The organism is Cytobacillus sp. EB106-05-05-XG126, from assembly GCF_058791715.1.
The window spans coordinates 279,803-296,450 of record NZ_JBYTDU010000003.1 but is presented as its reverse complement, the minus strand read 5'-3'; the positions used below and the strand labels follow the sequence as shown (position 1 = coordinate 296,450).

Here is a 16,648-nt window from a genome sequence, read left to right as displayed (position 1 = left end):
TTCCTCCTTTTTATCTCGTAACATCTTCCAGATTGCCATTCATAAAGGACACAAGATCAGATCGAGTTGGCAAGCCTTCTGCATCGCCATTCACCATTGTTACCATTGCTCCCATAGCGTTGCCCTGCAGTACTGCTTCTTCAAGCATTTTTCCGTCCAGCAGTCCTGAAAGAACACCTGCAGCAAATGCATCACCCGCTCCAACCGGGTCAATTACCCGCTCAACCATAAAGCCTGGAATTTTCTTCACCAAACCCGTTGAAGATGAAATCAGCGATCCTTCTTTTCCCAATTTCATAATGACTGTTTCAATCCCAAGATCATGAAAGTTCTCCACATATTCCTCAGGTGATAATGCGCCGAACAGAAACTCTGCTTCGGAAATGCCCGGAAGAACTATATCACTTTCAGAAGCATATTTTTTCAAAAATTGACGTGCTTCTGCTTCATCACGCCAAATTTTCAAACGGAGGTTTGGATCAAAAACGATTTTCGTTCCATTTCCTTTTGCTATCCGGATTGCTTTTTCAAGCATTTCCCTGCATGAGGGGCTGAGCCCTGGCGTAATGCCTGTAAGATGAAGGTACTCAGCATCTAAAATGGACTCATCCAAAAGCCAGTCGGCATTCATTCTGCTGGCCGCAGAATCTTTTCTATAATAATAGACACGTGTGTCATTCATGCGCCTGAACTCTTTAAAAAATACGCCTGTCGGCGCATCTTGATCGCGCGTCACATAGGAAACATCCACTCCTTCGCCGCGGATGAATGACAGCATTGCATCACCAAATTCATCCTCCCCAAGACGGCTGATCCATCTCGAACGATGTCCGAGACGGCTCAATCCGATGGCGACATTGGACTCTGCCCCGCCAAATTTCATAGAAAAAGAATGGGCATGGCGAAGCATGCCCTCCTCATTCGGTGTAAAAAGAGCCATCGTTTCCCCGATTGTTACTACATCCATGTCTATCAGCCCTCTTTCTTCTGTGAATCACCTTTTACGGAATTGGATAGTGTTCCAATATTTTCAATGGTAATGCTCATTTTGTCACCGTCTTTCAGCCACACCTTTGGATCCCGGCCCATTCCAACTCCTGGAGGCGTTCCTGTTGCAATTAAGTCACCCGGTCTTAGCGTCATAGACTGCGATAGGAAGGAAATAATCTGCGGTATGGTGAATATCAGGTTGCTTGTATTGGAATCTTGCATAATTTCCCCGTTGAGTTCGAGTGAGATTGATAGACTATGCGGATCCCCTGTTTCATCCTTTGTCACGATCACTGGTCCTGTTGGCGCAAAGGTGTCGGCTGTTTTACCCCGGGACCATTGTCCGTCCTTAAATTGCAAATCGCGTGCGCTAATATCATTCATGATCGTGTAGCCAAAAACATAATCATTTGCCTCTTCTTCCGTTACCCGCTTAGCTTCCTTTCCAATGACAACAGCAAGCTCTGCCTCAAAATCAACTTCACTTGAATTGATAGGAATCTCCACCGCGTCATGATGGCCGACGATGGCATTCGCATATTTTGAAAAGATCACCGGTGAAGCAGGCGGCTCCATTCCGGTTTCTCTGCAATGATCAATATAATTCAAGCCAACACAAATGATTTTTTCCGGAGCCTGCATCGGCGGAAGGATTTTCACATCGGATATTGGAAAAACAGCTCCCTCATTGGTACCCTGGCTAATAAGCTTTTCAGCAAGCGGCAGCAGTTCTTCACTTCTTTCTATAAAGGTTTTCAGGCAGGAAGGAAATTGATTTCCGGCAAGTATTGTTAAGCTGATGGCTTTATCTCCCTGAACAACACCAATATGCTGTTGAGAATTAATCGTGAAAGCAGCAAGTTTCATATTCGGCACTATCCTTTCTTACGTAAGGGCATAAGGTGTTTTTTCACCTTTTAAAACCTGTACGATATTTTTCGCGGCCTTTTGTCTTAGCTCCACCATGGCTTCCTCTGAATACCAGGCGCTGTGCGGAGTAATAATGACATTATCCATATGAAGAAGCGGGCTATCGATGCTAATTGGCTCTTCTTCGGCTACATCGAGAGCGGCACCTGCTATAATGCCATTTTCAAGCGCTTCTATCAGGGCCTTTTCATCAATGATCGGACCTCGTGCAGTGTTAATGATGACAGCATTTTTCTTCATTTGGCTAAATCGGTCTGCATTTAATAAATGGAAGGTATCCTTAATTAACGGAACATGTACCGACAAATAGTCGGCTTCCCTTATGATTTCATCCAGCTCCATTTTCTGCACTCCGGCAGATGCCATATCCTCTGCGGAAACAAAGGGATCATATGCAGCCAATTTAAAACCAAGAGGCTTTACCTTTTCAATAAACCTTCGTGGAATGCGCCCGAATCCAAGAACCCCTACTGTTTGGCTGTTAAAACGGTGAATAGGGACACAGGCTTTGAAATCCCAGTTTCCTTTTTTCACTTCATTATTTAATAGAGTCACTTTACGGGCCCATGATAAAAGAAGAGCCAGTGCATGGTTTGATACCTCTTCCATCCCATAATCAGGGACGTTAGCAACGGTAATGCCCTTTTCATTGGCTGCATCTAAATCAATCGTGTTCACACCAACACCATAGCGGGAAATCACCTTGGCATTCTCAAGGGATTCTATTACACGTCTGGAGATTGGTGCGTATTGATTTAAAATGGCGTCTGCATATTTGGCCTGCTCGGCCACCTCATCTTCCGTTTTGCACTGCGCTTTGACGAATTCAATATCAAGGCCGCTTTCTTTAAATACGTCTTCCTCATATTTGAGATTTTCAAATTCATAGTCTGTTAAAAGTACTTTAAATGCCATTCTTTTCACCCCTGGAATAATAGTAAGAAATCCCTGGAACGGATTGGAACCGTTCAGGGATTGAAAATTATTTAGCTAGCGTTTTTTCAGCCTTCGGAACCCCAAGCCCTTCTGCACCAAGCTTTGAAGTAACAGCTTCCGGATAGTAGCGTTCAATCATTTGGATACCAATAGAAGCACGTCGTACACGCTCTTTGACGAGTGAGATATTCGTGCTTTCCCATTGCTTTCCGGAAGGATACACATCCGGGTGATTGCGAAGGCCAAATTTAATATAAACTGGAGCGAGCACCCGAATGATTTCCGGGATTTCGTAGTAGCGCAGGAAACCGCCGAAATTATCCGGAACCTCCACGTACAAATCAATCGGAATATCAATGGCCTGGCGGATGGCAGCAAGCTTTGCGAGCGGTAAGGCGGAAGGTACATTATACGTATCTGCTCCGATATCCTGCATAAGTTTTACTGAAACAGGGTTTGCCGAGCCCATTTGCACTGATACCTTTACAACGAAGTCTTCCGGGAGCTGGCCCTTTTTCTTCATTTCTTTTGTTAATAGAAGAAGTCCTTCATCAGCTACAAGTGCGCCTCTCAAGCCCAGTTCAGCACCGCGCTTTAAATCCTCCATGGCATAAACAAGCTGATCCGCTCCCTCGTGGCGAAGCGCCTGTGATTTGCCCCCCGATGTAAACGGAGCTGCACTGATATCCCAAGTGCCTCTTGGGCCTACAAATAAGCTTAGCTCCATTCCTCGTTCTGCTGTCAGTTCGCACATTTCTTTGATTTCCTCATCTGTCTGAAGCATAATGCCGCTTCCCTGTGAGACACGGTGAATCGTCAAGCCAAGGCGATCGATTTCTTCAAGCGTGGCTTTTAACGCTTCAGGCCCTTCAACACTTGGAATCTCAACCCGGTATTGTGCACCGTCGGGGAATCTTTTTGACGATGTCGGCAATTCTTGAAAATCGCTGGATGGGTAGCCTAATTGTTCAAGCAATTCGCGGGATTCTTTCATAATTGGACGCCTTCTTTCGTTTCAATAGTTTTTAATAAACTTCGAACATTTTCACGTAAATCGGCAGGGTATACATCAAACGGAACACGATGCCCCGCTGCTGTTTCAAACCAGCGCTGATGAACAGCTTCTTTCATCGTTGTAAAAAAGGTCGGGCAATACGTATAAACATCCATCAGCTTGGAGATCTGCTGGTGGTTAGTCCGGGCTTCGGCTAAATCCCCTCTTTGATAAGATTCATATAAATCCACTGAGACTTCTGGAGCAAATACAGCACTGCCATTGATGCTGCCAGCGGCGCCAATCATCAGGGCCGGGAGCATATGCTCGTCAAAGGCTGAGAAAACAAGGAATTCAGGACGGACCTTTTTCACTTCTGTAATTACCTGCCGGATATGGCCAAAATCACCGACAGTTTCTTTAATGCCAGAAATGTTCGGATAGTCTTTGGCCAATTTGACGATTAGCTCAACCGGCAAATTTTGGCCGGTTAATTGCGGGATATTGTAAATAAACACGGGGAGCTCTGTATGACTGGCAACAGTTGAATAAAAGCGATAAAGCTGATCATCTGAAAGCTTCCAATAGTAAGGGCTGACAACAAGCACACCATCTGCTCCCTGTTCCTCTGCATAAGAAGTCAGTTCAAGGACTTCCTTAAGAGCTGTATGGCCCACACCAACCATAACTTTTACGCGCCCATGGATATGTTTAATCATTTCCCTGACATAAAGCTTCCGCTCTTCGATGGAAAGAGAAGAAAACTCACCTGAGCTGCCCATCAGCAATATCCCATGAATATTCTGAGAAATCAGCTTATCAAGATACCTTCTATTCAGCTCCAAATCCAAATTTCCCGCTTCATCAAATAAAGTGACAACCGGGGGAATAATTCCATGAAAGCTCATTCGATTTCCTCCTCATTTACCATTCAGCAATGCTGCCATCTTCATGGCGCCAAATAGGATTTTTCCAATCATGTCCGGCTTCCGCTGCCTGCTTTACTTTTTCCTCGTTAATCTCTATACCTAGTCCAGGCTGAACCGGAATGTTTACATAGCCATCTTTATAGGCGAATACTTCAGGATTATTAATATAATCGAGAATGTCCATTCCCTGGTTATAGTGAATGCCCAGGCTTTGTTCCTGGATGATGAAATTTGGAGTAGAAGCATCCAGATGAACCGAAGATGCCAGTGTCATTGGTCCAAGAGGACAATGCGGTGCAATCGACACATCATACGCCTCAGCCATTGCGGCAATTTTCTTTCCTTCCAGAATACCGCCTGTGTGCGAAAGGTCAGGCTGGATAATATCTACATATCCGTCCTGCAGAAGCTGCTTGAATCCCCAGCGTGTATACATCCTTTCACCGGTGGCAATTGGACAGGTTGTATGCAGGGCAATCTCACGCAGAGCCTCATTATTTTCCGGAAGCACCGGTTCTTCAATGAACATGGGGCGATATGGCTCCAGCTCTTTCACTAATGTTTTGGCCATGGTTTTATGAACGCGGCCATGAAAATCAACCCCTATGCCGAAGTCCTTGCCGAGTGCCTCACGAATGGAAGCCACACGCTCAATAACCGCTTCCACTTTTGAAAAGCTGTCTATGTAGTTCATTTCTTCAGAGGCATTCATCTTAATCGCTTGAAAGCCCTGTTCCTGCTTTACTTTTGCTTCCGCAGCAACTTCAGCCGGCCGGTCCCCTCCGATCCAGGAATACACTTTAATCTTCTGGCGCGCTTTGCCCCCGAGCATTTCATAGACTGGTATATTGTAATACTTGCCTTTAATATCCCAGAGCGCCTGCTCGATCCCGGAGATCGCACTCATCAAAATTGGGCCGCCACGGTAAAAACCACCACGGTACAATGTTTGCCATATATCTTCAATGTCATTAGGATTGCGGCCAATGATATAATCTGACAGTTCATTGACAGCTGCCTTCACGGTTTCAGCGCGCCCTTCGACAACAGGCTCTCCCCAGCCGGAGATGCCTTCATCTGTTTCAATCTTTAAAAACAGCCAGCGCGGCGGAACTTTATATAATGAAAGTTTCGTAATTTTCATATGGGCACCTCACAACTTTTTTATTAAAAGGAGATTTCTATTTTGGAAATCTCCTTTTTAGGTTTGAATGGTTTTCCTCAATTAGCCGGTTTAAGAGCCCTTTATGAAAACTGTTTTAATGGCTGTATAGAATTCTTTTGCAGCTTCACCTTGTTCACGTGAGCCTGTACTTGAAGCCTTCATTCCGCCAAATGGCGCCTGAAGTTCTACACCGGCGCTTTCCGCATTGATCCGGACGAGACCCGCTTCAATTTCATCGATGAATTCCAGGATCGAGCTGATATCGGAAGTAAAGATCGATGCACTCAATCCATATTTTGTATTGTTTGCCACTTCGATTGCTTCTTCCAGGTCAACGGCTCTAATAAGAGCAATCACTGGCCCGAAAATCTCTTCCTGTGCAATCGTCATGTCTGGTGTCACTTCTTCAAAAATCGCCGGTTTTACGAAGAAGCCTTTATCATATTCTCCGCCTTTCAATACTTCGCCGCCATGAACCAGTCTGGCTCCTTCATTTTTACCGATTTCAACGTACTTATTGAATGTGTTGAATTGGCTTTCGCTTGCACAAGGCCCCATCCAGATGCCTTCTTCAAGGCCGTTTCCGACTGTGATTTTTTCAGAAGCTTCGATAAGCTTTTGCTTGAATTCGTTATAAACATCGGCTTCTACGATAACGCGGCTTGAAGCCGTACATTTTTGTCCAGATGAGCGGAATCCGCCGCTGATGACCGCTTCAACCGCCTGGTCAAGGTTGGCATTTTTCGCAACAATAACAGGGTTCTTTCCGCCCATTTCAAGCTGGAATTTGATTCCGCGCGCAGCAGCTGCTTTCGCTACGCTTTGTCCGACACTTTCTGACCCTGTAAAAGTAATGGCATTCAATTTAGGATGATCGATCAATCCCTGGCCGATTTCAGAGCCTGAACCCGTTACAAAATTTAAGACACCTTCAGGGAAGCCGGCCTCTGCAAAGCACTCTACCACCTTAGCAGCAGTGACAGCCGCTTCGCTCGCAGGCTTGAATACAACTGTATTTCCGTACACAAGTGCAGGCGCGATTTTCCAGATTGGAATCGCAACCGGGAAGTTCCAAGGAGTGATAACCCCTACAACTCCAAGGGGAGCACGCTTTGTGAACATAAGGGCATCTTTATCAGTTGATGGAATCACGTCCCCCTCTTTGCGCATTCCTTCTCCTGCATAATAACGGAGGATGGCGATGCCTCGGGCTGTTTCTCCTTTTGCTTCAGGAAGGGTCTTTCCCATTTCCCTTGTCATGCTCTCCGCAATTTCATCCAGTCTAGACTCAAGGATGTTTGCTGTCTGGAATAATAGCTGTCCTCTTGCTGCCTGGCCAAGCTTGCGCCATACTTTCTTCGCATTGAATGCCGCCTCTACAGACTGGTTCAGCTCTTCTTCAGTCGATTTTTGAACGTAGCCGACTGCTTCCTTTGTAGCAGGGTTAATGCTTTCAATAACATTTCCGGATGCGGATTCTTTCCATTCGTTATTAATGAAGTTGCTGTATGTTTTTGTTTCGATTGTCGTTTTCATGCTATAATCTCTCCTTTTTAATAGGCTTTTTTAGCTCCTATAAACTTGCCTGCTGATATCTGCTTCATGGGCTGTTCCAACTGGTGGCGGTCCGACGTTCGGCGCATTTGGGTCTGCGGGTCTTTGGATGCTGAAATAACCCTGCAAAGATGAACCAAATTTGAGTTTCTGCAGAATACCGTTGGCCGGTAAATCCGGTGGTTTGGCCGGTATTTTTCTAATTTCGGCCGGTAAATGCCCTGGTTTGGCCGGTATTTTTCTAATTTCGGCCGGTAAATGCCCTGGTTTGGCCGGTATTTTTCTAATAATGGCCGGTAAATGTTACCCTGCCCGCTAATTCGAGTTAGAAAATCTTGTAATTTCGTTCATTTAGCCGATTTTTTCTAATTTCAGCCGGTAACTGCAGAACCTCTTATTAAAATGTTGGACCAATACGCCAAATTCCGAAGTCGTGCTGCTTCAATATTTCCGCTTTTGTCAATTTGCCATTTGCGACAGCCTGGATTTCCTTCATGATCCGTCCGCCGACTTCTCCGACTGTTTCTTTGCCGTCAACGATAGTTCCGGCATCAAGATCCATGTTTTCGTTCATGCGTTCGAACATTGGTGTGTTTGTCGAGATTTTAATAACAGGGGCAATCGGCGATCCGGTTGGTGTTCCGCGCCCGCTGGTGAAAAGAACGATTTGTGCTCCGCCTGCAACCATACCCGTTAGCTGTTCAATATCATGGCCCGGGGTATCCATCCAGACCAGCCCTTTTTTGGTTGGACTTTCTGCATAGTCAATCACTTCTTCCAAACGTGTCGTGCCTGACTTTGTTGCAGCTCCAAGCGACTTTTCTTCAAGAGAGCTCAACCCGCCTTCAATGTTGCCCGGGCTTGGATTGCCGGTACGGATATCAACACCCATCTGGATGGAGCGGTTTTCCATCATTTTAATGACGGCATACGCTTTTTTTGCGACCGAATCATTAGCTGCACGGTTGGCCAGCAAATGCTCTGCACCGATTAATTCAGTTGTTTCAGCTAAAATGGCGGTGCCGCCCTGTTCAACCAGCATGTCGCTTGTACGCCCGACAGCCGGGTTTGCCGAAAGGCCGGAGCATGCATCCGAGCCCCCGCATTCTGTACCGACAATCAATTCGCTGAAATCACATAGCTCACGCTGCACCATAGATGCATCCTGAACCATTTTCACCGCAATTTTAGCCACCTCGGCAATGGTTTGAAGTGTGCCGCCATGTTCCTGTATCGATACGGTCTCGACCGGCTTGCCGCATTTGGCAATTTCGTCGCCGATACGGTGTGCCTGATGGGTTTCACAGCCTAAGCCGAGAACAATCACACCGTAAACATTTGGGTTCATTCCCATGCCGGCATATGTTCTGGCCGTCTGGTCATAATCGGTTCCAACCTGTGCACAGCCATGCTGGTGTATGAATGTAACCGTTCCGCTTACAAGCTCCGTCACCCGCTGTGCCGTTTGCGTTGCACAAGTAATCGTAGGCAGGATCAGCACATGGTTTCTTACTCCAACACGGCCATCAGGACGGCGGTAACCCCAAAACTGAAGTTTTTCATTGAACAATCTTGTCACCCCTTCCTCTTTTGCCTTCAAGGTTATGAACATGCACATGTTCTCCGGCATCGATCGGGGCGACTGCCGCCCCGATTACCTCACCATATTTAATAATGTCGTCTCCCTGGGGAATGGCCCGGACTGCAAATTTATGGCCAAAACGGATAGGCTCAAGAATTCTGACTGTTTTTTCGATGCCCTCTGTTTTAACAATCACTTCCGCTCCCGCAGGTATATCGGAAAGAGCTACAGCTACACTATCCTTTTCATTTAAAAAAAGTGTCTTGTACTCACTCATCAGCTCACCCCTTAGCTGCCTGCCCTACTTGCTGGCTTTGGACAACTGGGTTATTCAGGATGCCAATGCCAGGGATTTCAATTTCAATCCGGTCATTTTCCGCTAAAGTAAATTCGTTTGGCGGCACAACGCAGGTTCCTGTAAGAAGGACCGTTCCGTCAAAGATTTGGTTATCCAGCACCAGGTATTGGACCAGCTCATCAAGGGTGCGCTTCAGCTGGCTGACTTGGGCATCTCCATAAAATACAAGCTCTTCATCCCGGTAGATGCGGCAAATAATCTGAAATTCATAAGGATCTGAAACAGTCTCGGCCAATACAATAGCCGGCCCTATGGAGCAGGAATTCTTCCAAACCTTTGCCTGCGGCAGGTACAGCGGATTTTCCCCTTCTATATCCCGGCAGCTCATATCATTTCCAGCCGTATAACCAAGCACCTCGCCATCTTTATCAATGACAAGCCCCAGCTCAGGCTCCGGGATTTGCCAGTTGGAATCGGATCGAAGATATACAGGATCATTAGGACCTACCGTTCTTGCAGATGTTGACTTGAAAAAGATTTCGGGACGCACCGCATCATAGACTTTGTCATAGAACGTTTCTCTGTCAAGCTTTCCTTGTGTTGCTTCATAATTTCGCGCTTCCCTGCTTTTTTTATAGGTTACGCCTGAAGCCCAAACTTCCGGAGCATCAATTGGAGTGGTTAACTGAAGATTTTCAAGCGGCAGTTTTTCTGATTTATCGGCAATTTGTTTTACAATATCAAACGCTGTTTTGTTATCTTCGCGTGCTTTAGCAATCAGTGACATAAAATCGCTGAATGGAAGGTCGGCTGCTTCATTCTCATTCGTTACAGCTGCCAGTTGTTTTTCATTTCCTTTTAGATAGCGGATAATTCTCATGTTAACTCCTCCTGAATGACTATTTTCCATTTTTTAAATTTTTAATTAATTTTGCATACATTAGAGCTTTGCCTTCAGCATTAAGCCAACCATTGGGAACCCTTCTCAACAGGCTCCCGGCCGGCAAGGAATGTAAACTTTACTCACCTAAATTTTTTGGTACTCATATCCGAGGTCCTGCGATATGCTCGTACTGCACTCTTTCAGGAGTCCCACGTGGTGTTCACGGACTTCATCCGTTACTTTAGCAGCAGGCATGGACATGCTTATTCCTGCTATTACCTCACCGGAATAGTCTTTGATCGGAACAGCGTAACAGACAATGCCCGGTTCGTTTTCTTCATTATCCACTGAATAGCCAGCCGTGCGGACATGAGCAATCTCCGAGAGCAGTTCTTCTTTCGATGAGATTGATTTTGGTGTTTGTTTTGTGTACTGATAGTTTTCAAGAAACTGATCCAGTTCGGCATCTGTTTTCGTTGAAATGAGCGATTTGCCTACCGCGCTTGTATGAACGGGAACCCGGCGTCCGATGCGGGAGTAAAGAACCGTAACTCCGCTTCCTTCAACCTTATCGATATAAACACCTTCCTGTCCATCGAGAATGACCAGGTGGACCGTTAAGTTCGTCATGGCGGATAGCTTTTCAAGATGCTTTCTGGCAACTTTCCGCAAATCAAGATTACTCAGGACCATATTGCCCCGTTCGAAAAGCTTAAGCCCCAGACGATATTTTCCATTTTCCTCATTTTGGGAGATGTATCTCTGTTCCTGCAAAGTCTTCAGCAGAGAATGAACCGTGCTTTTATGCAGATTCATTCTTTTGCTGATTTCTGTAATGGATAATTCCCTTTCCCGCTCGTCAAATAAATCCATAATTTTTAATGCACGTTCCACTGATTGGATAATAGGCATTTCCGCTCACTCTCCTAGTTCTATTTAGCCTAATTTTACAGGAATTTTGACGAGCTTGCCTCTTTAATTTGTAACAGTGCCTGCTTCTTGAAGCAAAACATCTGTCTCATAATCCAGAACTGCATCCTCGGCTACAGCCAGCGGAACCACTCCGTTTGCAGCATCCGTATGGCCATACATGCGATTGCTTGCTGCAACCAGCTTCTGGCGTGCCTTCATTCTCTGCTTTCTCTCCTCCACAAGAGATTGGCGATCTGCTTTTAAGCTGTCAGTAAAGGCATGGACAACCTTCCCTGCGAAAAGCTGGGTTTTGTCTACAAAATCAATGCGCCGTCCCCGAAGCTGAAGATGTACAACATCACCTGTCTGAAGGAAGCCAATGCCGCCGCCCTCATATCCTTCCGGTGTCATATGTCCAATTGCAGCACCGTATGTAACGCCGGAATAGCGCCCGTCACTGATAATGGTTGCGACCTTTTTCATGACCCGGTTGGCATTAATATGCTGCATAGGTGTAAACATTTCCGGCATTCCAAAGGCTACCGGACCCTGACCGGCTATGACAACTGAAATTTTCAATATGCCTTTTTCAGCCATCTCGTCAAATAGCTTTTCATATGATTCTTCTTTTAAAAGTTCCCATTCCGCTCTGTTGTTATATTTCAGTGTTTCAAGCAGCAGGTTATGGTCAAAAAGCTTATCCTTTTTAATATCGTTAAGCAGATTCGAGTCAAGCAGGCTTCTGTTTGCATCATCTTCATTCTCAAAATAAAGAACAAATGCTAGCTTATCATCGAATTGATCAAGCTGCGGTGTCGGCATTCCGCTGATTTTTACCACTGCGCTTTCAAAGAAGTTACCCTGCAGAACATCCACTCCGCTAAATGCCCTTCGCGGTGCTTCAGCAGATAAAATAACAGGATTTTCTTTTACATTTAATGCCTGGAGGCTTCTTGTGATGGCGAGACGCTCTCTCCAGGTTCGGGCTGCAACTGTTGGCGCATCCTGATCCATCGGTACACCATGTTCAAGCAATTCGTAAAACAGCGTTTCCATTCCCCTGCTCGTTCCGCTGCAGCACTGCATGGCGAGCGAGTAAATATCACGGCCTTCTGTCAGACTGTAGTCAAATAAGTCCGGAATCGGATGCTCATGATGTATCCGGTCCAAATCCCATAGACTAAAATTGTATCCGCCATAGAGCATGCCCGCCACAATATGCATCATCAGGTTAGTAGAACCGCCGGATGCACTATGAATGCGGATCGCATTCTTGATATTGGCAGCCACAATATTGGAAACGCCATACCTTTCTTCATTAATCATAGTGGCAAAGCTGTCAAGAACCGAATTGATCTGCCTTTGTGTCGGCGGATCTGTCAGCAGCTCCACCGCTGGATGAACAAGGCCCAGTCCAGCTACAAGATGTCTGGAACTATTGCCGGTTCCATTAAAGGCACAAACCCCTCCCTGTCCGTCACATGTCGCAACTGCCAGCCTCATTTCAAAATACTTATGCTGTTCCTTTGTTAAGATGCCCCTCTCATATGCACGCTCGAACACACCCTGGAAGGCTGTATTTGATGAACATTGCAGGATATATGCCATTGTGTCACGTAAATCAGCCGCCACATCAGCCGCACCAGTCAATTCAGCTTTTTTCGCCAGCTCTTCAAGCTCTGCGATTACATCGTCCGGAATTGATCCGCCTTCGAGAACATGTGCAGGGGCAAATGTTGCAAAAAATGGAGCTTCGCCGCGGCTGCGTCTTACCCGATCAACATGTGCAAGCGCACTGACAACGCCCAGCGGCTGCTTATCACATCCTTGAATGACGAATGCACCATGATAACTATGTGCTTCCAGCTGATTGACAACCATTTGGGCAACAGCGTTCCTGCTTTGAAGTGAATAGCTCATCCCCTGATTGCTTTGGGCAGTGCCATCACACATAACCGGGGTGGAAAAGTAAAAGGGAACCCCGCCATTCTGCCAGATGCGGATGGCTGCACGTGCAGAGGTCTGATAGTCCATGATGTGAGCAGGATGATCAGATGAACCTCCGATAATGGCAATTCGCGGAGCATTTACTTCAAGGCGGTTGTAAATTTCCTCGAGTGTCCAATCCGGCTTTCCTCCTTCATAAGAAGAACCAAGTGTCTGTTTTGCCCGGTCCAGCAGTCCAGCTACCGTAATCGGTTCATTTGCTTTTCCCTGCACATTGTCACGGTATGGATTTACAGGATTATCTATAAGCGGGTATAAATGTGTCATATGTACACTCCTTATCTATCAATCTGCAAGAATAGTTTTTTGCAGATAATCTTCGGATATTAATCGAGCACCAATTCCTGGAGATCGGAAATAATTTCTAAATTGCTGTTTTGTTTGGCTTCCTCAATCAAACTCTCTGAGATCCAGATTTCACCGATGTCTAATGTATTCTTGATTCGAACAGCTTTTACCTTGTTTAAGTCAAAGGCATTGCAGGTTTTAATTGCAGCCTTGACAGCAAGCTCTTTTGTTTCGAGCACCATTGGAAGCTTAATGACTTCGATCACGGTGCTGGTCAGAGCATTTGCATAGCCTTTTTCCCATATAATTTCATCCACTGCCGCTTTGGTTGTCATATCTGCCATACCAATGCCATTTGCGTTTCCATGCGTTTTTTCGGTCAGACCCAGGACAACTGTTCTTTTTATATCCGGTCCGCCTGCTGCATATGGGGTAGCGAAATTCCCTGTAATATTGGGATCCATCCCATCCCCTGAAATATCCTTTCCAAGCTCATCGACAATAAGCACATCAAACTCATCAAAATGGATTTTGGGCATAAGGGACTTTGCTTCCATTAACAGCTCCGGCTCGGCTGTTTCCAGGTCTTCCGCCGGTACAGCAATAACTTTTGCAATCTTGTCATAAGCATTCTCAAGTGATGCCAGGCCGAAAATGATTGGCGCCTTTGACAAAGAAATTTTCGCCATTTCCGGCACATGCTCTGCCATATATTTAAAACTGAAGGCATGAGCGGCTTCCGCTCCTTTTTGTTTTCCAAGCCCGATGGTAATCATTTTCATAAGGCCGCTTTCAACCGGTCCGCGGAATGCTGTATGCGGCTTAACCCGGTTAATGACAACAATTTTGTCAGCTTCATAGGCATTTCGGTCAATGTAGACCGGAAGCCCATTTGGCAGTTCGCCAATTTTGACAACTTCCATAGAAGATTTAATTGGTGCCTCTACAGCCCCCTCCGTAACGCCCAATTGGTGAAGCACATCGGTCTGTCCTTCAGCTGTAGCACCTCCATGGCTCCCCATTGCCGGTACAATAAACGGGTGTCCTCCTGCGCGTTTAATTTCCCTGACGGTTTCACGCACAAGAACAGGCAGATCAGCCAGACCTCTGCTTCCGACTGCAACAGCAACGGAATCGCCTTCATTTATTTTCGCCATCACATTGGTTTCATTCAGGGTTTTCCGTACCGCAGCCGCCACATCTTCCAGCTGGGGTGCGTGGAAATTCTGTCTTACTTTTACCATTCTGGGAATAGGAATATCCTTTAAGATTTCTTTAATAATGTCCATTACCTTTTCTCCTTCATTAATTCAGCCATGCAAGCGGCACTGTAATAATTTCTGGGAACAGGATCAATAGTAGAAGCACAATCACATGAACAACCAGGAATGGCCAAATTCCTTTCGTCAACTCAACCAGGCTGATTTTGCTGATTCCGCAGCCAACATATAAAACAGTGCCCACCGGAGGTGTAATCAATCCGATACATAGATTGATAACCATGACAATTCCGAAGTAGACTGGATCAATTCCGGCCATCTTAACAAGCGGCAGCAGCACTGGTGTGAAAATAAGAATAGCCGGTGTCAGATCCATCACAAGGCCAATCAGCAGCAGGAAAATCATTATGACCATCATTAAGATCAGAGGACTTTCAACTAATGATCCCATGTAGCCTGCAATCTCTGCAGGAACATTTGCGACCGTAATAAGCCAGGCTGAGACCATGGCAGCAGCGGCCACAAACATCACAACACTCGTTGTTTTTGCTGAAGCAATTAAAACCTGATACAGCTCTTCCAGCTTCAGCTCACGGTAAATGAATAAGCCAACAAACAAGGCATAAAATGCAGCTACAACGGCAGCTTCAGTTGGGGTAAAAACGCCGCCCCGCAGACCGCCAATAATAATAACCGGAAGCATTAGCGCAAAACTGGCATCCTGTATCGCCTTCCAGATTTCTTTTGCTGATTTTCTTGGCGGAAGTTCACTTGTATCCTTCCTTGACATGAAGAACCAGCCAATCATGAGCCCTACTCCCATCATTATTCCGGGAATGATGCCGCCCATGAATAAATCTGTAATGGATACACCCGCGGTTACCCCAAATAAAATCATGGGAATGCTTGGCGGTATAACAGGAGCTATAATACCTGATGCACAAATGATGCCTGTTGAGGTGTTTACGTTATAACCTTTGGCAATCATCATGGGAATTAAAATTGCCCCAAGTGCTGCTGTATCTGCAACAGCGGAACCCGATAATCCTGCAAAAAGAATACTGGCAATAATGGCTACAAAACCAAGGCCGCCACGAATGTGCCCTACCAGCGCCATGGAAAAGTCTACGATGCGCTTGGAGATTCCTCCTGCATTCATCAGTTCTCCAGCTAAAACAAAAAACGGGATAGCCATTAATGAGAAGTTGTTAGCTCCATTGATCAGGTTCTGGGCAACGATCTGGCTATCAAACGTCCCCATGGCAAACATCAGCATAACCGCGCTGGCAAGCAGGGCAAATGCAATTGGCACCCCTAATGTCAGTGACCCAAACAGCGACCCTAAAAATACTCCAATCATGGCGAATATTCCCCTCCTTTCCCTACGCTGTTATTTTGCAATGATTTTCTCTTCCTGGTCAGTGTTAACTTCTGCTAAGACATCGTCAGAGGATTGAACGATCGTCAGGTTATCAGATTTTCCCCGGATAGCCTTAAAGAGGCTTGCTATTATGATAATCATCATCCAAATGCTGGACAGAACACCTATCCCATATAAAAAGGAAAGGGGCATGCCTGTGGCCGGACCGGTACTGTTCATATTGAGAAGAGTCATTTTCCAGCTTCCCTCCAAGATCAGCCATAGCAGGTAAAGGACTATTGCATTACTGATCAGAAAGGCAACTTTTTGAAGTCCCTTTGGCAAGGCATTGACAACGATGTCCACGCCAAGGTGCATTTTATCCTTCAATGCAGCAATGGCCCCCAGGAAGACCATCCAGACAAAAAAGTAGCGGGACATTTCTTCAGACCAGGTAAGACCTGAATTGAATACATATCTCAAAACAACATTTCCAAAGACGGAGAGGGACATGGCTGCCAGTGAAAAGGCAATCGCAATGTTTAATAGTTTTGTAGAAAAAGAGTTAATTTTGCTAAACACAGCTTTCTCCTCCCTGCA

General features: G+C 45.8%; 15 protein-coding genes. All 15 read right to left on the bottom strand.

The window, feature by feature from the left end; translation table 11 throughout:
* Positions 1-10: 10 nt before the first annotated feature.
* The 15 genes from AC3WTL_RS14440 to AC3WTL_RS14370 all read right to left on the bottom strand — a co-directional run bounded on the left by AC3WTL_RS14440 (position 11) and on the right by AC3WTL_RS14370 (position 16,630).
* A complete protein-coding gene (locus tag AC3WTL_RS14440) occupies positions 11-967 on the bottom strand; it encodes a sugar kinase (RefSeq protein WP_163142153.1) in 957 nt (318 codons plus the stop codon).
* Positions 968-972: 5 nt separating this feature from the next.
* Positions 973-1,857 (bottom strand): fumarylacetoacetate hydrolase family protein, encoded by an 885-nt coding sequence (locus AC3WTL_RS14435; RefSeq protein WP_492369636.1) that lies wholly within the window; start codon positions 1,855-1,857, stop codon positions 973-975.
* Positions 1,858-1,875: 18 nt separating this feature from the next.
* Positions 1,876-2,835: a C-terminal binding protein gene (locus tag AC3WTL_RS14430; RefSeq protein ID WP_250801153.1), complete on the bottom strand. Its 960-nt coding sequence runs from the start codon at positions 2,833-2,835 to the stop codon at positions 1,876-1,878.
* A gap of 67 nt (positions 2,836-2,902) precedes the next feature.
* Positions 2,903-3,850: a U32 family peptidase gene (locus AC3WTL_RS14425; RefSeq protein ID WP_163142144.1), complete on the bottom strand. Its 948-nt coding sequence runs from the start codon at positions 3,848-3,850 to the stop codon at positions 2,903-2,905.
* On the bottom strand, positions 3,847-4,758 hold the full coding sequence (locus tag AC3WTL_RS14420) for a dihydrodipicolinate synthase family protein (protein WP_252219873.1): 912 nt from the start codon (positions 4,756-4,758) through the stop codon (positions 3,847-3,849). Before AC3WTL_RS14420 ends, AC3WTL_RS14425 begins: the two co-directional genes overlap by 4 nt.
* Before the next feature lie 16 nt (positions 4,759-4,774).
* The gene (gene dgoD, locus AC3WTL_RS14415; RefSeq protein WP_492369635.1) at positions 4,775-5,923 is read right to left on the bottom strand and encodes a galactonate dehydratase; all 1,149 of its coding nucleotides are present in this window, start codon (positions 5,921-5,923) and stop codon (positions 4,775-4,777) included.
* A gap of 90 nt (positions 5,924-6,013) precedes the next feature.
* Complete coding sequence (gene gucD / locus AC3WTL_RS14410) at positions 6,014-7,480, bottom strand: alpha-ketoglutaric semialdehyde dehydrogenase GucD (protein WP_492369634.1); 1,467 nt, start codon at positions 7,478-7,480, stop codon at positions 6,014-6,016.
* 415 nt (positions 7,481-7,895) lie between these two features.
* Positions 7,896-9,110 (bottom strand): UxaA family hydrolase, encoded by a 1,215-nt coding sequence (locus AC3WTL_RS14405; protein WP_492369633.1) that lies wholly within the window; start codon positions 9,108-9,110, stop codon positions 7,896-7,898.
* Positions 9,058-9,357, bottom strand: coding sequence for a UxaA family hydrolase (locus AC3WTL_RS14400; protein ID WP_048009831.1), 300 nt, complete (start codon positions 9,355-9,357; stop codon positions 9,058-9,060). The genes AC3WTL_RS14405 and AC3WTL_RS14400 overlap by 53 nt, the downstream gene beginning before the upstream one ends.
* A gap of 4 nt (positions 9,358-9,361) precedes the next feature.
* Positions 9,362-10,258, bottom strand: coding sequence for a fumarylacetoacetate hydrolase family protein (locus AC3WTL_RS14395; RefSeq protein ID WP_492369632.1), 897 nt, complete (start codon positions 10,256-10,258; stop codon positions 9,362-9,364).
* A 147-nt stretch (positions 10,259-10,405) separates the two neighbouring features.
* Complete coding sequence (locus AC3WTL_RS14390) at positions 10,406-11,173, bottom strand: IclR family transcriptional regulator (protein WP_492369631.1); 768 nt, start codon at positions 11,171-11,173, stop codon at positions 10,406-10,408.
* Positions 11,174-11,236: 63 nt separating this feature from the next.
* Positions 11,237-13,447, bottom strand: a complete 2,211-nt coding sequence (locus tag AC3WTL_RS14385) for a dihydroxy-acid dehydratase domain-containing protein (RefSeq protein ID WP_492369630.1) — start codon at positions 13,445-13,447, stop codon at positions 11,237-11,239.
* Between the two features lie 59 nt (positions 13,448-13,506).
* Positions 13,507-14,757 carry a nickel pincer cofactor-dependent isomerase, group 22 gene (locus AC3WTL_RS14380; RefSeq protein WP_492369629.1) on the bottom strand — a complete coding sequence of 417 codons (1,251 nt, stop codon included), beginning with the start codon at positions 14,755-14,757 and terminating at the stop codon, positions 13,507-13,509.
* Between the two features lie 16 nt (positions 14,758-14,773).
* Positions 14,774-16,048: a TRAP transporter large permease gene (locus AC3WTL_RS14375; protein WP_048009836.1), complete on the bottom strand. Its 1,275-nt coding sequence runs from the start codon at positions 16,046-16,048 to the stop codon at positions 14,774-14,776.
* A 30-nt stretch (positions 16,049-16,078) separates the two neighbouring features.
* Positions 16,079-16,630, bottom strand: a complete 552-nt coding sequence (locus tag AC3WTL_RS14370) for a TRAP transporter small permease (RefSeq protein ID WP_048009837.1) — start codon at positions 16,628-16,630, stop codon at positions 16,079-16,081.
* Positions 16,631-16,648: the final 18 nt, after the last annotated feature.